General features: G+C 58.5%; 13 protein-coding genes. 9 read left to right on the forward strand and 4 right to left on the reverse strand.

Annotated features, from left to right (window positions below; genetic code table 11):
- Positions 1 to 6 precede the first annotated feature (6 nt).
- From ACJ8M3_RS02370 to ACJ8M3_RS02410, 9 genes are all read left to right on the forward strand, one after another.
- Complete coding sequence (locus tag ACJ8M3_RS02370; RefSeq protein WP_069100821.1) at positions 7 to 690, forward strand: fimbrial biogenesis chaperone; 684 nt, start codon at positions 7 to 9, stop codon at positions 688 to 690.
- A gap of 54 nt (positions 691 to 744) precedes the next feature.
- The gene (locus tag ACJ8M3_RS02375) at positions 745 to 3,321 is read left to right on the forward strand and encodes a fimbria/pilus outer membrane usher protein (RefSeq protein ID WP_033643646.1); all 2,577 of its coding nucleotides are present in this window, start codon (positions 745 to 747) and stop codon (positions 3,319 to 3,321) included.
- A 42-nt stretch (positions 3,322 to 3,363) separates the two neighbouring features.
- Positions 3,364 to 4,305 (forward strand): fimbrial protein, encoded by a 942-nt coding sequence (locus ACJ8M3_RS02380; RefSeq protein ID WP_033643645.1) that lies wholly within the window; start codon positions 3,364 to 3,366, stop codon positions 4,303 to 4,305.
- Between the two features lie 137 nt (positions 4,306 to 4,442).
- Positions 4,443 to 4,802, forward strand: a complete 360-nt coding sequence (locus ACJ8M3_RS02385) for a hypothetical protein (protein ID WP_004935280.1) — start codon at positions 4,443 to 4,445, stop codon at positions 4,800 to 4,802.
- A 73-nt stretch (positions 4,803 to 4,875) separates the two neighbouring features.
- Positions 4,876 to 6,171, forward strand: a complete 1,296-nt coding sequence (locus tag ACJ8M3_RS02390) for an HlyD family secretion protein (RefSeq protein WP_004935276.1) — start codon at positions 4,876 to 4,878, stop codon at positions 6,169 to 6,171.
- Positions 6,158 to 8,293 carry a peptidase domain-containing ABC transporter gene (locus tag ACJ8M3_RS02395; protein ID WP_004935271.1) on the forward strand — a complete coding sequence of 712 codons (2,136 nt, stop codon included), beginning with the start codon at positions 6,158 to 6,160 and terminating at the stop codon, positions 8,291 to 8,293. The genes ACJ8M3_RS02390 and ACJ8M3_RS02395 overlap by 14 nt, the downstream gene beginning before the upstream one ends.
- A gap of 115 nt (positions 8,294 to 8,408) precedes the next feature.
- Positions 8,409 to 8,609, forward strand: a complete 201-nt coding sequence (locus tag ACJ8M3_RS02400; RefSeq protein WP_015378375.1) for a hypothetical protein — start codon at positions 8,409 to 8,411, stop codon at positions 8,607 to 8,609.
- An 86-nt stretch (positions 8,610 to 8,695) separates the two neighbouring features.
- Positions 8,696 to 9,094 (forward strand): type II secretion system pilot lipoprotein GspS, encoded by a 399-nt coding sequence (gene gspS, locus ACJ8M3_RS02405; protein WP_089197199.1) that lies wholly within the window; start codon positions 8,696 to 8,698, stop codon positions 9,092 to 9,094.
- 114 nt (positions 9,095 to 9,208) lie between these two features.
- Complete coding sequence (locus ACJ8M3_RS02410) at positions 9,209 to 10,642, forward strand: EmmdR/YeeO family multidrug/toxin efflux MATE transporter (RefSeq protein ID WP_033650790.1); 1,434 nt, start codon at positions 9,209 to 9,211, stop codon at positions 10,640 to 10,642.
- Positions 10,643 to 10,670: 28 nt separating this feature from the next.
- On the opposite strand, the gene ACJ8M3_RS02415 is transcribed toward ACJ8M3_RS02410, so the two are convergent.
- The 4 genes from ACJ8M3_RS02415 to pqqU all read right to left on the reverse strand — a co-directional run bounded on the left by ACJ8M3_RS02415 (position 10,671) and on the right by pqqU (position 15,923).
- Positions 10,671 to 10,850: a hypothetical protein gene (locus tag ACJ8M3_RS02415; protein WP_015378373.1), complete on the reverse strand. Its 180-nt coding sequence runs from the start codon at positions 10,848 to 10,850 to the stop codon at positions 10,671 to 10,673.
- Entirely contained in the window at positions 10,847 to 11,032 is a 186-nt protein-coding gene (locus ACJ8M3_RS02420; protein WP_033643635.1) for a hypothetical protein, read from the reverse strand. Before ACJ8M3_RS02420 ends, ACJ8M3_RS02415 begins: the two co-directional genes overlap by 4 nt.
- A gap of 226 nt (positions 11,033 to 11,258) precedes the next feature.
- Entirely contained in the window at positions 11,259 to 13,631 is a 2,373-nt protein-coding gene (locus ACJ8M3_RS02425; RefSeq protein WP_033650791.1) for a glucose/quinate/shikimate family membrane-bound PQQ-dependent dehydrogenase, read from the reverse strand.
- Positions 13,632 to 13,778: 147 nt separating this feature from the next.
- Positions 13,779 to 15,923: a TonB-dependent receptor PqqU gene (gene pqqU / locus ACJ8M3_RS02430; protein ID WP_033650792.1), complete on the reverse strand. Its 2,145-nt coding sequence runs from the start codon at positions 15,921 to 15,923 to the stop codon at positions 13,779 to 13,781.
- Positions 15,924 to 16,226 lie beyond the last annotated feature (303 nt).

The following is a 16,226-nucleotide window of genomic DNA, read 5'->3' on the forward strand; positions in this document are numbered from 1 at the left end:
AATATTATGCGTTTTAATCGCTACGGCGCCTTAGCGGCTTTCATTATTTTATTGTTTGCGTCTACGGTTCACGCCGGCGTGGTGATTGGCGGGACGCGGGTGATATTCAACGGCGAAAAAAAAGAAGCGTCAATCAGCGTGGAGAATCCGGATAAAGAACCGTATTTGATTCAGTCCTGGCTGGAGAATCAACAAAGCGGGGTGGATAAAATCGCGTTTATCGTTACGCCGCCTTTATTTCGGCTGGACGGCAACCAGGAAAATATGCTGCGCATCGTGAAAGTGGGCGATGGCTTACCGAAAGATAAAGAAAGCTTGTATTGGATGAATATTAAATCCATTCCTTCAACAACCCAGACGGGTAAATCGAATACGCTGCAAATAGCGGTCAAGACCCGCATTAAATTGATTTATCGGCCGGCGCCGCTGCTCCGCCAGGTGCCCGAAGAAGTGACGCAGCAGCTGAAATGGCAGCGTGTCGGTTCAGAATTAAAACTCACCAACCCAACGCCTTATTATATGAACTTTCATTATGTCCGCATCGGGGGGCGGGAAATGAAAGAGGTGGCGTATATCGCGCCGATGAGCAGCGAAATGTTTGCATTGCCCGTGGCGGGCGCAACGTCGGTAAGCTGGAAATTAATTAATGATTATGGCGGCACAGGGAAAGAACATCAGTCAGGTATTTAATCTGTAAGGGAAGGCAGACAGAGGGATAAAACATTTCAATAATGGAGCTAATGAATGATAACTCAAAAGCGTATATTAGCGAAGCGGGATGCTTGGCTGAAACGCATAGCCTTATTCACGGCAACAACGGCGGTATGCGGCAACATGGCTAATCCCGCCTTCTCTCGTGACTATTTTAATCCGGCGTTGCTGGAAACCGGGCGCTCAGGTCAGCAGCACGTCGATCTGTCGATTTTTGAAAATGGCCAGCAGGTTCCCGGCACGTATCGGGTCGATATTTGGGTGAACGACATGCTGCTGGAAACGCGCGAGGTGTCGTTCGCTCTGCGGGCCGGCAGCGACGAGAAGGCCGATCTGCAGCCTTGTCTGACGCGGGAAGATCTGAAACGGCTTGGGGTGAAAGTTGAGCTGTTTCCCGGTTTGGCCGGTGCCGATCGCTGCGCGAATTTGGCCGCGATCCCGCAGGCCTCGGCGCAATTTCAATTTAACCGCCAACGCCTGATGCTGAGTATCCCCCAGGCGGCGTTGGAAAATAAGGTGCGCGGATACGTTCCGCCGGAACAATGGGATGAAGGCCTGCCGGCGATGCTGCTGAACTATGGCTTCACCGGCAGCAACAGCAAGGGGCGCGATCGATTCACCCAGAGCGCAAGCAGTTATTACCTCAACCTGCGGCCGGGCTTCAACCTGGGCGCCTGGCGAGTGCGGAACTACACCACCTGGAGCTACAACAGCGCCGGCGGCGGGCGAGCGTCGGAGGATCGTTGGGACTCCGTCTATACCTACGCCCAGCGCAATATCATCCGCCTGAAAAGCTTGCTGACGCTCGGCGAAAGCAGCAGCCCGTCCGATGTGTTTGACAGCGTATCGTTTCGCGGCGCGCAGCTGGCTTCCGATGACGACATGTTGCCGGAAAGCCTGCGCGGTTATGCGCCGGTGGTGCGCGGCATCGCGCGCAGCAATGCGCAAGTGGTCATTCGCCAAAACGGCTATGTCATCTACCAGAGTTACGTTGCGCCGGGCGCGTTTGAAATTTCGGACATGTACCCGACCGGCGGCAGCGGCGATTTGGAGGTGACTATCAAGGAGGCGGACGGCAGCGAACAGCACCTGACCGTTCCCTTCGCCAGCCTGCCGGTGCTGCAACGCGAAGGGCGGCTGAAATATGCGCTGACCTCGGGGCAATACCGCACTTACGATCACAGCGTGGATAAAAAGATCTTCTCGCAGGCCAGCCTGATTTATGGCTTGCCCGCCGGTTTCACCCTGTATGGCGGCGGCCAATTCGCCGGGCCGTATCAATCGCTGGCATTGGGTCTGGGCAAGAACCTGGGCGAGTTCGGCGCCCTGTCGGCCGACGTCACCCAGGCGTGGGCAAAGCAGGAGCATCAACCGAAAAGCGATGGTCAGTCATGGCGCGTGCGGTACAGCAAAAATATCGTCGAGACGGGGACGAACTTCGCCATCGCCGGCTACCGCTATTCGACCAGCGGCTACTATGGGCTGCAGGAAGTGCTGGACACCTATCGCAGCGGCAACCGTTACGCCCCGATAGACCGCCGCAAAAATCGCGGCGAAATCACGCTGAACCAGAATTTATGGGAAGGGGCGGGGTCGCTTTCACTCAGCGCGGTCTCCGAAGACTATTGGGGCTCCGAGCGCAATATGCAGTCGCTGAGCGCGGGTTACAACAATAGCTGGAATGGCATCAGCTACGGTTTTAACTACAGCTACAGCCGGAATTCACAGGCTATTTACGGCGATTCGAACCGCGGGCGCATTTACGATCGCGATCAGATCTTCGCTTTCAACATCAGCGTGCCATTAGAGAAATGGCTGAGCAACACCTACGCCACCTACAACCTCAACACCAGCAAAAAAGGCAATACCAGCCATACGGCGGGCCTCAACGGCACGGCGCTGGCCGGCGGCAACCTCAGCTGGAGCGTACAGGAAGGGTATGGCAGCCAGGGCCAGGGCAACAGCGGCAACGCCAACGCCGACTGGCGCGCGACGTACGGCGAACTCACGGCGGGCTATGCCTACGATCGCAGTCAACAGCGCGTCAACTACGGGGTGAAGGGCGGGGTGATCGCCCATGAAGATGGTGTGACCTTCGGTCAACCGTTCGGCGAAACCGTCGCCCTGGTACAGGCGGCCGGCGCGAGCGATGTGGCGGTCGGCAATCAGGTCGGGGTGAAAACCGACTGGCGCGGCTACGCGATCGTTCCTTACGCCACGCCTTATCGCAACAATTCGATTCGCCTCGATGTCGACAGCTTGCCGGATGATGTCGATCTCGAGTTGACGAACCAGTCGGTCACGCCGACTCGCGGCGCGGTGAGCCGGGCGAATTTCAAAGCCAACGTCGGCAGACGGATTTTGATGAAGGTGACGGACTCGCAGGGGGCACCCCTGCCGCTGGGCGCCAGCCTGCGTCTTGCCGAGGGGGCGACTCAGCCGTTCCTGGTCGGCGGCGACGGCGTGGTCTATCTGACCGGCATGGCGGAAAAGGGCCTGCTCATCGCGCAGTGGGGCAGGAATGGCGAGAACCAATGCCGCATCCGTTACCAGTTGCCGGCGGAGCCGCCGTCAGCGGGTCTCCAAACCCTAAACGGCGTTTGCCAATAGATCTCGCTCTATTTCCATCATGACTTTTAAGTGAGAGTGAAAATGAACGTTTTTCTCAGGATATTCGGTTACGGCGCCCTGGTGTGGCTGGCGACGCTCACGACGGCGGTTTATGCCGGCACCTGTACCACCAACGCGAAAACCGCCCGTATGGGGTTGCTGACGCTGGCCGTGGATCCGCGCATTGAAGTCGGCGAGCAGTTGGCTGTTCGAACCGAGAACAGCATTAACGGCACGACGTTTTCTTTTCTTTGTTCCGGTTCGGTCGCCTATCGCTCCATGTCGCCGCTGACGCCGAGCGCGCTGCCCGGCGTATTTGAAACGGGCATCGAGGGCGTGGGGGTGACGATTTCAGACCTATGGCAGAGCAATAAGAACGTGCCCGTCAACACGGCGATTTCGCCCAACTTGCTGACGCCGTGGATCAATCGAAACGATGTTCGGCTGACGTTTATTAAAACCGGCCCGATCAAAACCGGCGGCGATATGGGCGGGAAAATTATCGCCAGATATTATCTGGATTCGACCTCCATTTTGGATATCAGTATTTCCGGCATGAAGGTCATTCAGAAAAGTTGCCTGGTTGATTTGAACTATAAAAATCAAACGGTAAATCTGGGCAGCCCTAAACGCAGCGAGTTTAACGGCGTCGGCAGCACGGCGGCGTCTTCCGAACGCAATTTTTCCGTGGTTCTGCAATGTCAGGAGGACAATATTCCGGTTCAGGTCACGTTCGAGGCGGCCGGAAATTCGCCAGGCGTGGGAATGATTGATATCGCCGACGGCGCCGATGCGGCGAAGGGCGTCGCCGTGGAAGTGTTGGATGAGAACCGTAATCCATTAACGTTTTCCAGACCGATCAATTACCACACCGCGGCTGAAAAAGAGATCAGGATCCCCTTGATGGCGCGCTATAAGCAAACGGGAGCCATTAGCCCCGGACAGGCCGACGCGGTGATGACATTCACCATTACGCAGAATTAAAGAGCCCCCTATTAAAAATATAATGTCGTCTGTTCGCGCGACATTATTGGTGGCATCAGGCGCTGCAGGCCGATGCCAATGCAATGACAACACGCATGTATGGCAGTGTTTGTCCGTTTAAATATGGAGATTAACCAATGAAAGAACTGTCTGTTATCGAAATGAATGAAGTGTCAGGCGCTTATTCCTGGGATATGAGCAATGGACTGTCGGGGCTGATTGGCAGCGCCGTCTCCAATGCCGCGGAAGCCGTTTCATCCATCGCTCTGGGCGCCTCCGTGGGCAGCATGGCGGGCGCCGTCATCGGCGGTAAGCATGGCGGCGACGGCGGCGGCCTGCTGGGCGTCGGCTCGATTGGCCAGGGCGTCGGCATGGTCGCCGGCGGCATCCTGGGCGGCGTAGCCAGCGGCGTGGCCGCAGCCGTTATTGGCTGGGACACCACGCTGGAATACTCCAAAAAAGGCCTCGATGGGCTGATTAACGGCACCATCAGCTAAATCCATACGCGGTCCAAAGCCGCAGCGTTCTCGCTGCGGCTGTCTCCCGGTCAGGCAAGCGCAGGTTCTTCCTATGAGTGATAATAAGAGCAGGAATATTTTCCGCCAGGAGGCGGTCAATTATCAACGTCAAAGATGGACCGGCAGGGCGCTGTTAATTTCCGGCGCGTCGAGCCATGTGATTGCCGCCACCTGTTTCACTTTTATTCTGATCCTGGCGGGCGCACTCTATTTTTGCGAGTACACGCGCCGGGTCGATGTTGAAGGCGAGGTGATCAGCATCCCGCATTCCACCAATGTGTTTTCCTCCCAATACGGTTACGTGAGCCAGGCATTCCATAAAGCCGGTGACGTCGTGGAAAAGGACGAACCGCTGTATGTGATTGATGTCTCGAGAAGCACCACGTCCGGCAATGTCAGCCATATCGCGGCCAGCGAAATAAGCAAACAGATTAGCAATCTGGATTCGATAATCAGCAAGCTGAATAAAAATAAAACCGCCATGCTGGATAATTTGCGCAAACAGATCAATAGCTATGAAAACGCCTATAAAGAAACCGAGAAACTGAACCTCAGCGCCAAAGAGGGGATGGATAAAATGCGCGATAGCCTGAAAAATTACGAACACTATTTGACGAAAGGCCTGATCACCAAAGATCAGTTAAATTATCAGCGCTCGCTCTTTCAACAACAGCAAAGCTCGTATCAGGCGCTCTACAGCCAAAAGATCCAGCAAAATATTCAACTGTCGCAGTTGCGCAGCGATTTGCTGATTCGCGCCGCCGATTACGACAATCAGATATCGCAAAGCGAATCGCAACGCAGTGATTTACAACGCCAGCTGGCGGAGTCCAATGCCGGCGGCCAGGTCATTATCAAAGCGCCGCTCAAGGGGAAAATCGAGTCGCTGAGCGTGACCGCCGGGCAGGTGGTCGAGAGCGGCAGCAGTCTGGCGCAAATCAAACCGATTGATAACATCAAATATTATCTGGTTTTATGGCTGCCGAATAACAGTTTGCCCTACGTGAAAATCGGCGATGGCATCAACATTCGCTATGAAGCCTTCCCGTCGGATAAATTCGGTCAGTTTCCGGGAAAAATAGAATCCATCTCGTCGGTCCCCGCCTCCCCGCAGGAAATGTCGGAATACAGCAGCGGAAATAAAAGGGAAAGGAACGCCTACTACAAAGTGCTGGCGTCCATCAGCGACACGCAATTCAGCGATAAAGGCAAATATCTCGAAATCAGCAGCGGGCTGCAGGCCAGGGTCATCGTCTTCCTGGATAAGAAACCGCTTTATCAGTGGGCGATCGCGCCTTTGTATGACATAAAAAACAGCGTCGTGGGGCGAGTCGATGAAGGACAATAATCTCTTTGAACGGATCAACGAGAAGTTAACATTCTCACTGCGCAAGCGGGTGCCGAGCATCTTGCAGTCGGAGTCATCGGAATGCGGCCTGGCGTGCCTCGCCATGATCGCCTCCTATTACGGGTTTAATGTGGATATGCTGAGCCTGCGGCAGCGATTCGGCATTTCCACCCAGGGCGCGACCCTGGGGACGATCTCTCAAATCGCGTCGCAAATCCAGCTGAAGACGCGCGCCTTGTCCTTGGACATCGACGAAATCAATCAGCTGAAAACGCCCTGCATACTGCACTGGAATATGAATCACTTCGTGGTGTTGGTTAAGGTGCAGCGCGCCGGTTTTGTCATTCACGATCCGGCCTTCGGGCGCAGAGTGATCGGGCTGCAGGAGATGTCGAATCACTTTACCGGCATCGCGTTGGAGCTGTGGCCCGACAGGGCCTTTCAAAAAGAGACCCTCAAGACCCGTTTGCGCCTGCTGGATTTGATGAAAAACATCGAGGGCCTGCCGGGGACGCTGCTCAAGATCTTTGCGTTATCGATAGTCATCGAATCGGTCAACCTGCTGCTGCCGGTGGGAACGCAACTGGTGACCGACCATGTCATTCAGGCGCATGACTACAGCCTGCTGACGGTCATCTGTTTGGGGCTGATCTTCTTCACCTTGTTCCGCGCGGTGGTCAGTATCGCCAGGGCCTGGATCTCCATCGTGCTCGGGACGCTGACCGATATTCAGTGGAAGACGACGCTGTTTGAACACCTGATGAAGCTGCCGCTGGATTTTTTCGAGAAACGGCACCTGGGGGACATTCAATCGCGCTTTTCCTCGCTGGATGCGATCAGAACCACCTTTACCAATAATATCGTCAGCGGGATCATCGACGGCATCATGACGGTCGGGCTGTTCGCGATGATGATGGTCTACGGCGGCTGGCTGGTCTGGGTCGTGGCGGGCTTCACTCTGATCTACATCCTCATCAGGATGATGACTTACAGAACCTACCGTCAATTCTCGGAGGAGCAGATCGTCAAGGCGGCCAAGGCCAACTCGCATTTCATGGAGACGCTGTACGGCATCTCGACCGTCAAGGCGCTGGGCATCAAGGAAACGCGCTCCAGCTATTGGCTCAATCTGAACGTCGACGCCGCCAATACCAATATCAAAATCACTCGATTCAATATGATGTTCGGCGGGATCAATACCTTTATCACAACGCTCGATCAGGTGGCGATCCTGTGGCTTGGCGCCATGATGGTCATCGACAATTCCATGACGCTCGGCATGTTCATGGCGTTCAATGCCTATCGCGGCCAGTTCTCTCAGCGGGCCTCGAGCCTGATCGACCTGGCGATCGGCTTGCGCATGCTGTCGCTGCACAATGAGAGGATATCCGACATCGTCTTTACCGATGCGGAGACGGAGTCCGCGCCGCGACAGGTTTTCCCCTCGGGCACGGGGATTGCCATTGAGGTAAAAAATCTTACGTATCAATATGACGCGCTGTCGCGGCCAATCTTCAAAGACCTGAACATGCGCATTGCGGCCGGCGAAAGCGTGGCCGTCGTGGGCGCCTCCGGCGCGGGCAAGACCACTTTGCTGAAGGTGATGTGCGGTTTGCTCAGCCCCACTTCCGGCCAGGTTTTGGCCGACGCGATGGATATCCATAAAGTCGGGGTGAATAACTACCGTAACGCGATCGCCTGCGTGCTGCAGGACGACCGGCTGTTCTCCGGGTCCATTGCGGAAAACATCAGCGGGTTTGAGGTCAATGCCAATAAAGAGCTGATCATGGCCTGCGCGATACACAGCAATATCCACGATGAAATCATGCAGATGCCGATGGGCTACGAAACCCTGATCGGCGAGTTGGGCAACGGCATCTCCGGCGGGCAAAAGCAACGTTTGTTTATCGCGCGCGCCCTCTATCGCCGCCCGAGCGTGCTGTTTATGGATGAAGCGACCAGCCATCTGGACGTTGAGAATGAGTCGGCGATCAACCGGGCGATATCTTCGCTGAATATTACGCGCGTGATCGTCGCCCACAGAAAGTCGACCATCGACTCGGCCGACAGGGTAGTGGTGCTGGGGGCCGAGAGCGGCGCGCCGGCAGGCGGCGGTGAATAAAGGGCGCTTGCCGGCGCCGGGGCGAAGCCGGCAATGCAGGCTGTCCCCACGGCGAAAATCGCGGTAAAATGCAGCAGTTGACCCTATCGCATTCCATCAGGCCGTCGAACCCGCTATGAAAACGCGCAAACCGCGCCGCCCGCCCGGGCGGTGGATCTATTACATCCTGCATGAAGACATGCTGTGGCCTTGCCCGGTCAAATGGGAGTGGGAGAGCGGCTATAACGCCTGGCTGCCGTTTTACTATTCCCCCACGCTGGAATTCGTCGCCGGCAACCCCGCCCGCGCCACCAAGGTCAGCAGCGGCCGACGCTAAGCGGGCCGCGCGTGCTGCTCGCCTTGCCGCCCGACGTCCGCTCACCTAAGATCATCTCATCACCCACAGGTTTTCCCGGAGCCCCCATGTTGACTCTGTTTCGCACGTCTCTTTGCGGCGCGCTGGCATTGCTGCTGCTCGCCGGTTGTCAGCAGACGGCGCATAAACCGGCGCCGCCGCTGCAGGCGCAGCTGGATCACATCGCTTCGATGCTGGCCGGCGGACACTTCCTGCGCGTGGACTGCGGGCGCAGCGAGATACCGGACGACGTGAAGCTGCAGCGCACCGCAATGCGCGCGGCGCAGCGCCGCGGCTGGGACACGCAGGTGGCAGGGTATCGGCAGTTGCCGGCGCTTACCCAGGCGCGTTACCTGACCCTGCAACAGGACAATCAGCTGCTGACGGAAAAATGCGCTGCGCTCAGCCGCAGTACTGCCCGCTTTATCGCGGCGGCGCAGGCCGATCAGGAAGATTACATGGAGTAGCGCGCCGGCATGCCTTTCGGGCGCGCTTCATGGGCGCCCCAAAATTCTTTGCAGGATAACGATTTATCGATCATCATTTGAAATGATGTTTCACTTTTACCCATCGAGTCCATCTTGAACCTGTATGCCGCACTGCGTCAGCGCGTGGAAAATACGCGCTGGTACGCCAAACGGAAAAGCTACCGCGTGCTGTTCTGGCGCGAGATCACGCCACTGGCGGTGCCCATCTTTCTGGAGAACGCCTGTGTCCTGCTGATGGGGGTGCTGAGCACCTTTCTGGTGAGCTGGCTCGGCAAAGAGGCGATGGCTGGGGTGGGGCTGGCGGACAGTTTCAACATGGTGATCATCGCCTTTTTCGCCGCGGTGGATCTCGGCACCACCGTGGTGGTGGCCTTCAGCCTCGGCAAGCGCGATCGCCGGCGGGCGCGGGCGGCGGCGCGTCAGTCGCTGGTGCTGATGACCGGCGTGGCGCTGCTGTTGGCGGCGGGCATTCACCTGGCGGGCGAGCCTATCATTGATGTGATCGCCGGCGCGGCCTCGCCGGAGGTGAAAGCGCTGGCGCTCTCTTACCTGCAAACCACGGTGTGGAGCTACCCGGCGGCGGCGATTGCGTTGATCGGCAGCGGCGCCCTGCGCGGCGCGGGCAACACCAAGATCCCGCTGCTTATCAATGGCGGCATGAATATCCTCAATATCATCATCAGCAGCATCCTGATTTACGGCATGCTGGGCTGGCATGGCCTGGGGTTCGTCGGCGCCGGGCTGGGGCTGACGATTTCCCGCTATATCGGCGCCATCGCCATCCTCTACGTGCTGGCGATCGGCTTTAATCCGGCGCTGCACATCACGTTGAAAAGCTATTTCACGCCGCTCAAAATGAGCATCCTGTGGGAAGTGCTGGGGATCGGCATTCCCGCCAGCGTCGAGTCGGTACTGTTTAACGGCGGCAAGCTGTTGACGCAGATGTTTGTCGCCGGCATGGGCACCAACGTGATCGCCGGCAACTTTATCGCTTTCTCCATCGCTTCGTTGATCAACCTGCCGGGCAACGCGTTGGGATCGGCTTCGACCATTATCGTCGGCCGGCGGCTCGGCAAAGGCGAGATCGGCCAGGCGGAGCGGCAGCTGCGCCATATTTTCTGGCTGTCGACCCTTGGGCTGACCGCCATCGCCTGGGGCACCGCGCCGCTGGCCGGGGTGTTCGCCGCGTTTTATACCTCGCAGGATGATGTGAAAACGGTGGTGAAAACCCTGATCTGGCTCAACGCCGCCTTTATGCCGATCTGGGCCGCTTCCTGGGTCTTGCCCGCCGGGTTGAAAGGCGCGCGCGACGCCCGCTTCGCCATGTGGGTGACGATGCTCGGCATGTGGGGGTGCCGCGTGGTGGCCGGCTACGCGTTGGGCATCGAACTGGGCATGGGCGTGGTGGGCGTCTGGTTGGGGATGTTCCTCGATTGGGCGGTGCGCGGCGCTTTGTTTTACTGGCGCATGGTCAGCGGGCGCTGGCTGTGGAAATATCCGCGGGCCAGGCGCTCGGACGCCGGGTGACGATCCGCCGCCGACAGCCGCGGCAAGGTCAATACAGCAGCGTCATCGCGCTGAAGAACAACAGCGTCAAGGCGATGATGATGAGATTTTGCGTGGCTTTGCGCACCAGTTTGCTGGCGCTCAGGCGGCTGTCGATGACGTAGAGCAGCGGCACCATCAGCAGCACATAGGCGAACATCAGCATGGCGGTAAAGGGCTGCAGGTTCATTCATGTTCCTCCTGGGCGTCATCATGGCCGATCAGGTGTATCAGTACGGCTTGCGTCTGGCGGTGCTGGCCGATAAAGGGCGAAGTGGCTGGCGATGCCGGCGCGAACGTCAGGCCGGCGCGTCGCGTTTTCACCGCCGCTTGCAAAATCTTCTTTCGATGCTTCCGAGTATGGTCGACCATGCGCCTCCGAATAGGGCCGCCTGAAGGCGGCCGATCGTTGTATTGCCCATTAAGCTGGAGAGGATCGCAGCCGCTGCCGGGGCCGCAGAGGTATAATATTGCGAATGATAACCATTATCAATAATGGAGATGAAAAAATTAAGGGTATTGCGAGGGGGCAGCCGGCGGGGCGGGAAAAGAAAAAGCACGCCTTGCGGCGTGCTTTGCGGGGTACTAACGGCGGTGGTTACTTCTGATCGGGCAGGGCGTAAGCGACCACGTAGTCGCCCAGCTTGGTGCCGAAGGAGCCGTGGCCGCCGGCGTAGATCAGCACGTACTGCTTGCCGTTGACCTCATAGGTCATCGGCGTCGCCTGGCCGCCGGCCGGCAAGCGCGCTTCCCACAGTTTTTCACCGTTGGTCACGCTGAAGGCGCGCAGGTAGTTGTCCGCGGTGGCGCCGATGAAGAACACGTTACCGGCGGTGGTCACCGGGCCGCCCAGCATCGGCATGCCCATTTTGAACGGCAGCGGCAACGGTGAGCTGTCGCGCACGGTGCCGATGCGTTTTTTCCACACGATGTCGTTGGTTTTCAGATCCACGGCGGAAATGTAACCCCAGGCCGGCTGTTTGCACGGCAGGCCGAACGGCGACAGGAACGGGTTCAGGGTGACGCCGAACGGCACGCCATACTGCGGCTGTACGCCGGACTCGGTGCCGCTGCCGCCTTTGTCGCCTTCCGGCGGCTCAATCGGGTTGCCTGGGCCGCGCGGGATCAGTTTGGAGACGAACGGCAGCGCGATCGGGTTGGCGATGGCGATTTCGCGATCGGTATCGACGGCCAGGCCGCCCCATTCGAACATGCCCAGGTTACCCGGGAACACCAGCGTGCCCTGCTCGGAAGGCGGGGTGAAGGTGCCTTCATAACGCAGGCTGTGGAACATCACGCGGCAGACCAGCTGATCATAGATGGTCGCGCCCCACATGTCGGCGCCGGTCAGTTTCTTCTCAGGACGGAAGGTCAACTCGGAGAACGGCTGGGTCGGTGACAGGCGATCGCCCTTGGCCGGGCCTTGCGGTACCGGTTTCTCCGGCGCCGGCACCACCAGTTCGCCGTTGGTGCGGTTCAGCACGAAGATGTTGCCGGTTTTGGTCGGCACATAGATGACCGGCACTTTTTTACCGCTCTTGTCGGTAATGTCCGCCAGGGTCGGCTGCGCCGGCACGTCCATATCCCACAGGTCATGGTGGACCGTCTGATAGAACCAGGCCAGTTTGCCGGTGGAGGCGTTCAGCGCCAACAGGCCGCTGGCGTAGCGTTCCATTTCCGGGGTGCGATCGCCGCCCCAGATGTCCGGAGTGGAAACGCCCATCGGCAGGTAAACGATATCCAGCTTGGCGTCATAGGCGGCAGGCGCCCAGGAGTTCGGCGAGTTCGGCACGAAGTGGTGCTCGTCCGCCGGGATGGCGTTCGGATCTTTCGCGCCCGGATCGAAGGCCCACAGCAGCTTGCCGCTGTTGACGTCGAAGCCGCGGATCACGCCGGAAGGCTCGCGGTTGGAGTAGTTGTCGGTCACGGCACCGGCGACGACGATCACTTTATCGGTGATCACCGGCGGCGAGGTCGGCTCATAGTGGCCCGGCGTCGCATACGGCATATTGCTCTGCAGGTTCAGCTCACCGTTGTTGGCGAAGTCCGGGCAGGGTTTGCCGGTTTCGGCGTCCAGTGCGAACAGACGGCCGTCGTTGACCGGCAGAATGATGCGGCGTGCGCACATCGCCGGAGCGGCGTCGCCGGCGGCGCCTGCGGCTGCGGCGGTTTCGTGGTAAGACACGCCGCGACAGGTGATGTGCTGGAAGGTTGGGTTGTATTTCAGCTGCGGATCAAACTTCCATTTTTCTTTACCGGTGGCGGCATCCAGCGCGAACAGCTTCTGGTGCGGCGTACACATGTAAAGGGTATCGCGGATTTTGATCGGCGTGACTTCGTTGGTGATCTCACCCGGATCGTTGGCGGTCTTCAGATCGCCGGTCTGGAAACGCCAAACCTCTTGCAGCTGGCCAACGTTTTTGTCGTTGATCTGGCTCAGCGGCGAGTAACGGGTGCCTTCCTGGGTGCGGCCATAGGCCGGCCAGTCGGCGCCGGTGGCGTCTTTCGGTTGTACCTGGGCGGCGTCGAGGGTGCCGTTAATCTCTTGCGGATCGTTGAACACGGCATAGGCCAGCGCGATGACGGTGATCGCCAGCGCCGCGCTCAGCGCGCCGTAGGCGAATTTGCCGTTGGCCACCAGCTTGCGGTAGATAAACGGCAACACCAGCCACAGGCCGAAGAAGAAGGTGACGTCCAGGCGCGGCGTCAGCGCCCAGAAGTCCGGGCCCACTTCCCACAGGGCCCAAATCGTGGTGCCCAGCAGGAATACCGCGTACAGCAGCAGCGCGGTGGCGCGGCGGCGGAACAGCAGCCAGGAGGTCGCCAGCAGCACCAGCCCGGCGATGATGTAATACAGCGAACCGCCCAACTTGGCCAGCCAGATGCCGCCGCCGAGCAGATAAAGCCCGCTCAGCGCGGCAAACAGCGCCGTTATGACGATAAGCGGCGATAGTGACGCTTTATTTTGCATAGCAATACCCTTACCAAAAATGAAAGTCCCCGATTTAGAGATTAAGCCAAATCGGAAAAAACACGCGGTTTCTCCCTATTATTTCAGCGAGAAGCCGCTAGGGTGACGTAAAACCCATCCCGTTTTTTAACCTTAAGGTGCTTTGCCTTATTCAAAGCGATAAGACAAGGTGGCGCCGCCACCCCAGTTGCGCCCCGGCGCCGGCTCGAAGTAGCGGCCGTTGCCTTCGTTGACGATCACCGAACCGACGTATCGGCGATCGAAAACATTGTCCACCCGGCTGAACACGTCCAGCGCCCAGCGGTTCCAGGTAAAGCGATAACCGGCGTTTACGCCGGCCACGGTGTAAGAGGGAGCCTGCGCGCTGTTGGCGTCATTGGCCTGAATGTCGCTCATGTAGCGCAGTTCCGCGCCGGCGTGCCAGCCTTCCGGCGGGGCATAGGCCAGCGAGGCGTAGCCCATGTTGCGGGCGATGCCCGGCAGGCGATTGCCGGCGGGAATGGTTTGGGCCGGGGTACAAACGGCTTTGCCGCACATCTCGCTGCGGTAGGTGGCGTCCAGCAGCGTCCAGGCCATATGCAGGCGCCAGTCCAGCGCGAACTCTTGATCCAGCGCCAGTTCCAGGCCGCGCCGCCGGGTTTTGCCGGCGTTGGCGTAGCTGGTGCGCCCACCGCTGCTTTCCGCCACCACCAGCTCGTTGTCGGTATCGGTCTGGAACAGGGCGGCGCTCACCAGGCCGTTGCCGAGGCGCAGTTTGCTGCCCAGTTCGACGGTGTCGCTGGTGGACGGCTGCAGACCGATGTTCAGGCCGGCCTGGCCGTCGGGGCGATAGGAGAGTTCGTTGATGGTCGGGGTTTCAAAGCCGCGGCCGGCTGAGAGATAAACGTTCCACGCCGGATTGATTTTATAGTTGAGCGAGCCCATCGGCAGCCACTGGTGGTAGCGTTTGCTGCCGCTGTCGTCGCCGTTGCGCTGCGTGATGTAGTAGTCGGTCGAGTCGAAGCTGACCGTGCTGTAGCGCAGGCCGGCGTCCAGCGTCCAGTGCGGCGTCAGTTGCCAGGAGGTTTGCAGGTAAGGATCCAGGTTCCAGATGCGGTTTTTCTCGTTGCGCCGCTGGTCGCCTTTCTCGCCGTAGTCCACTGTGCCGTCTCGCAGAATAAAGTTTTCAAACCCCTGCCGGCGTTCGGTCATGGTTTCATAATCCAGACCGCCGATCAGTGTTACCGGTAACGAGGCGAGAGTATCCTCATGCTTCCAGCGAGTGTCAATGCCCTGATATTTTCTTTCCAGCACGATCACCCCGCCGGCGTGGGTAGGGTTGAGCTGCGGCCCGCGTGGAATGGATTGGTACTGCGTGGTGTGGCGCTCGCCGTGGTAGGCGGTCAGCGTCAGTTCGTCGCGCTCGCTCATCTGGCGCTGATAGCGCAGACCGGCCTGGGTCTGATCGAGCGACTTGCGGGTGTTGTATTGATCCGCGCGCGGCGCCTGGCGCGGGTTTTCCTTCCATTCCGCTTCGGTCAGGCCGCCCGGATCGCCGGCGTCAATGGAGACGCTGTTGAACATCAGCGTCAGGGTACTGACGTCGTCCAACCGCACGCCGAGCTTGCCGTTGCCGAGGTTTTTCCGCGCGGCGCTGTGATCGCGATAGCCCTGAGTGGTGAAGCGGGTGCCGGAGATAGCGTAGTTGACGTCGCCGGCCTGGGTGCCGTCGCCGGTGGCGCCGGTCGCTTTCACCCCGTAGCGCCAGGTGTTGTCGCTGCCGAAATAGCTGCCGGCCTCCAGCGTTGGCGGCTGGGCGCCGGTCTGGGTGTCAACGTTGATCACCCCGCCCGAAGCGTTGCCGTACAGCGCGGAATAGGGGCCGCGCAGCACCTCGATGCGCTCGACGGAGTTGATGTCGATGTTGGAGGTTTGTCCCTGGCCGTCAGGCATGGTGGCGGGGATGCCGTCGACGTACATGCGCACCCCGCGCACGCCGAACATCGAACGGCTGCCGAATCCGCGTATCGACAGCTGCAGATCCTGCGCATAGTTTTGTCGGTTTTGAAGCTGCAGGCCCGGCACGCTGCCAAGGTTTTCCGACAGGTTAATCTGCGGTGCGGCGTTGCGCAGGTCCTGGCCGTCGATCACGCTGACGGACACCGGCGATCCCAGCTCGGTCAATCCGATGGGTTGCGCCATTACCACCAGCGTATCGCTGTCTTTCTGATCCGCCGCCAGGGCCGAACCGATGCAGACCGGCTGCAGCAATAACAGGGTTGCCGGGGTCAAGACGGGACGTTTTTTATTCATCAGATAATTCTGCCAATAATGCTGAAAAAATTGCCCGCAAGTGGGCGAAAATAGCCATTTGTGACTCCCTGTACTGGCATTCAATGGGAGGGAAACTGCATCCTGCAACGAGTATAGGATATTCCGACACCGTACGCTTTGGAATAGCGCAACTGAAAGATGCGGGTTTTCATTTAAGAAGATTCTCTTTTTTATCGATTTCCCCGCGATGCCTTTAAATTAAATTTATTTATATTAAATATATTCCTATCTTTGTTTTTAATTTATTTACAATAGTTATTTTATTTATGAATGAAAATCCGT

The organism is Serratia sp. CY55921 (assembly GCF_052167655.1).
Taxonomy (GTDB): domain Bacteria; phylum Pseudomonadota; class Gammaproteobacteria; order Enterobacterales; family Enterobacteriaceae; genus Serratia; species Serratia ureilytica.

Bases quoted from the DNA above. Each gene is read 5' to 3' on its own strand.
- ACJ8M3_RS02370 (WP_069100821.1), top strand. From the start codon at position 7: ATGCGTTTTAATCGCTACGGCGCCTTAGCGGCTTTCATTATTTTATTG.
- ACJ8M3_RS02385 (WP_004935280.1), top strand. From the start codon at position 4,443: ATGAAAGAACTGTCTGTTATCGAAATGAATGAAGTGTCAGGCGCTTAT.
- ACJ8M3_RS02425 (WP_033650791.1), bottom strand. From the start codon at position 13,631: ATGCAAAATAAAGCGTCACTATCGCCGCTTATCGTCATAACGGCGCTG.
- pqqU (WP_033650792.1), bottom strand. From the start codon at position 15,923: ATGAATAAAAAACGTCCCGTCTTGACCCCGGCAACCCTGTTATTGCTG.
- gspS (WP_089197199.1), top strand. From the start codon at position 8,696: ATGTTGACTCTGTTTCGCACGTCTCTTTGCGGCGCGCTGGCATTGCTG.
- ACJ8M3_RS02380 (WP_033643645.1), top strand. From the start codon at position 3,364: ATGAACGTTTTTCTCAGGATATTCGGTTACGGCGCCCTGGTGTGGCTG.
- ACJ8M3_RS02420 (WP_033643635.1), bottom strand. From the start codon at position 11,032: ATGGTCGACCATACTCGGAAGCATCGAAAGAAGATTTTGCAAGCGGCG.
- ACJ8M3_RS02400 (WP_015378375.1), top strand. From the start codon at position 8,409: ATGAAAACGCGCAAACCGCGCCGCCCGCCCGGGCGGTGGATCTATTAC.
- ACJ8M3_RS02375 (WP_033643646.1), top strand. From the start codon at position 745: ATGATAACTCAAAAGCGTATATTAGCGAAGCGGGATGCTTGGCTGAAA.
- ACJ8M3_RS02390 (WP_004935276.1), top strand. From the start codon at position 4,876: ATGAGTGATAATAAGAGCAGGAATATTTTCCGCCAGGAGGCGGTCAAT.
- ACJ8M3_RS02415 (WP_015378373.1), bottom strand. From the start codon at position 10,850: ATGAACCTGCAGCCCTTTACCGCCATGCTGATGTTCGCCTATGTGCTG.
- ACJ8M3_RS02395 (WP_004935271.1), top strand. From the start codon at position 6,158: ATGAAGGACAATAATCTCTTTGAACGGATCAACGAGAAGTTAACATTC.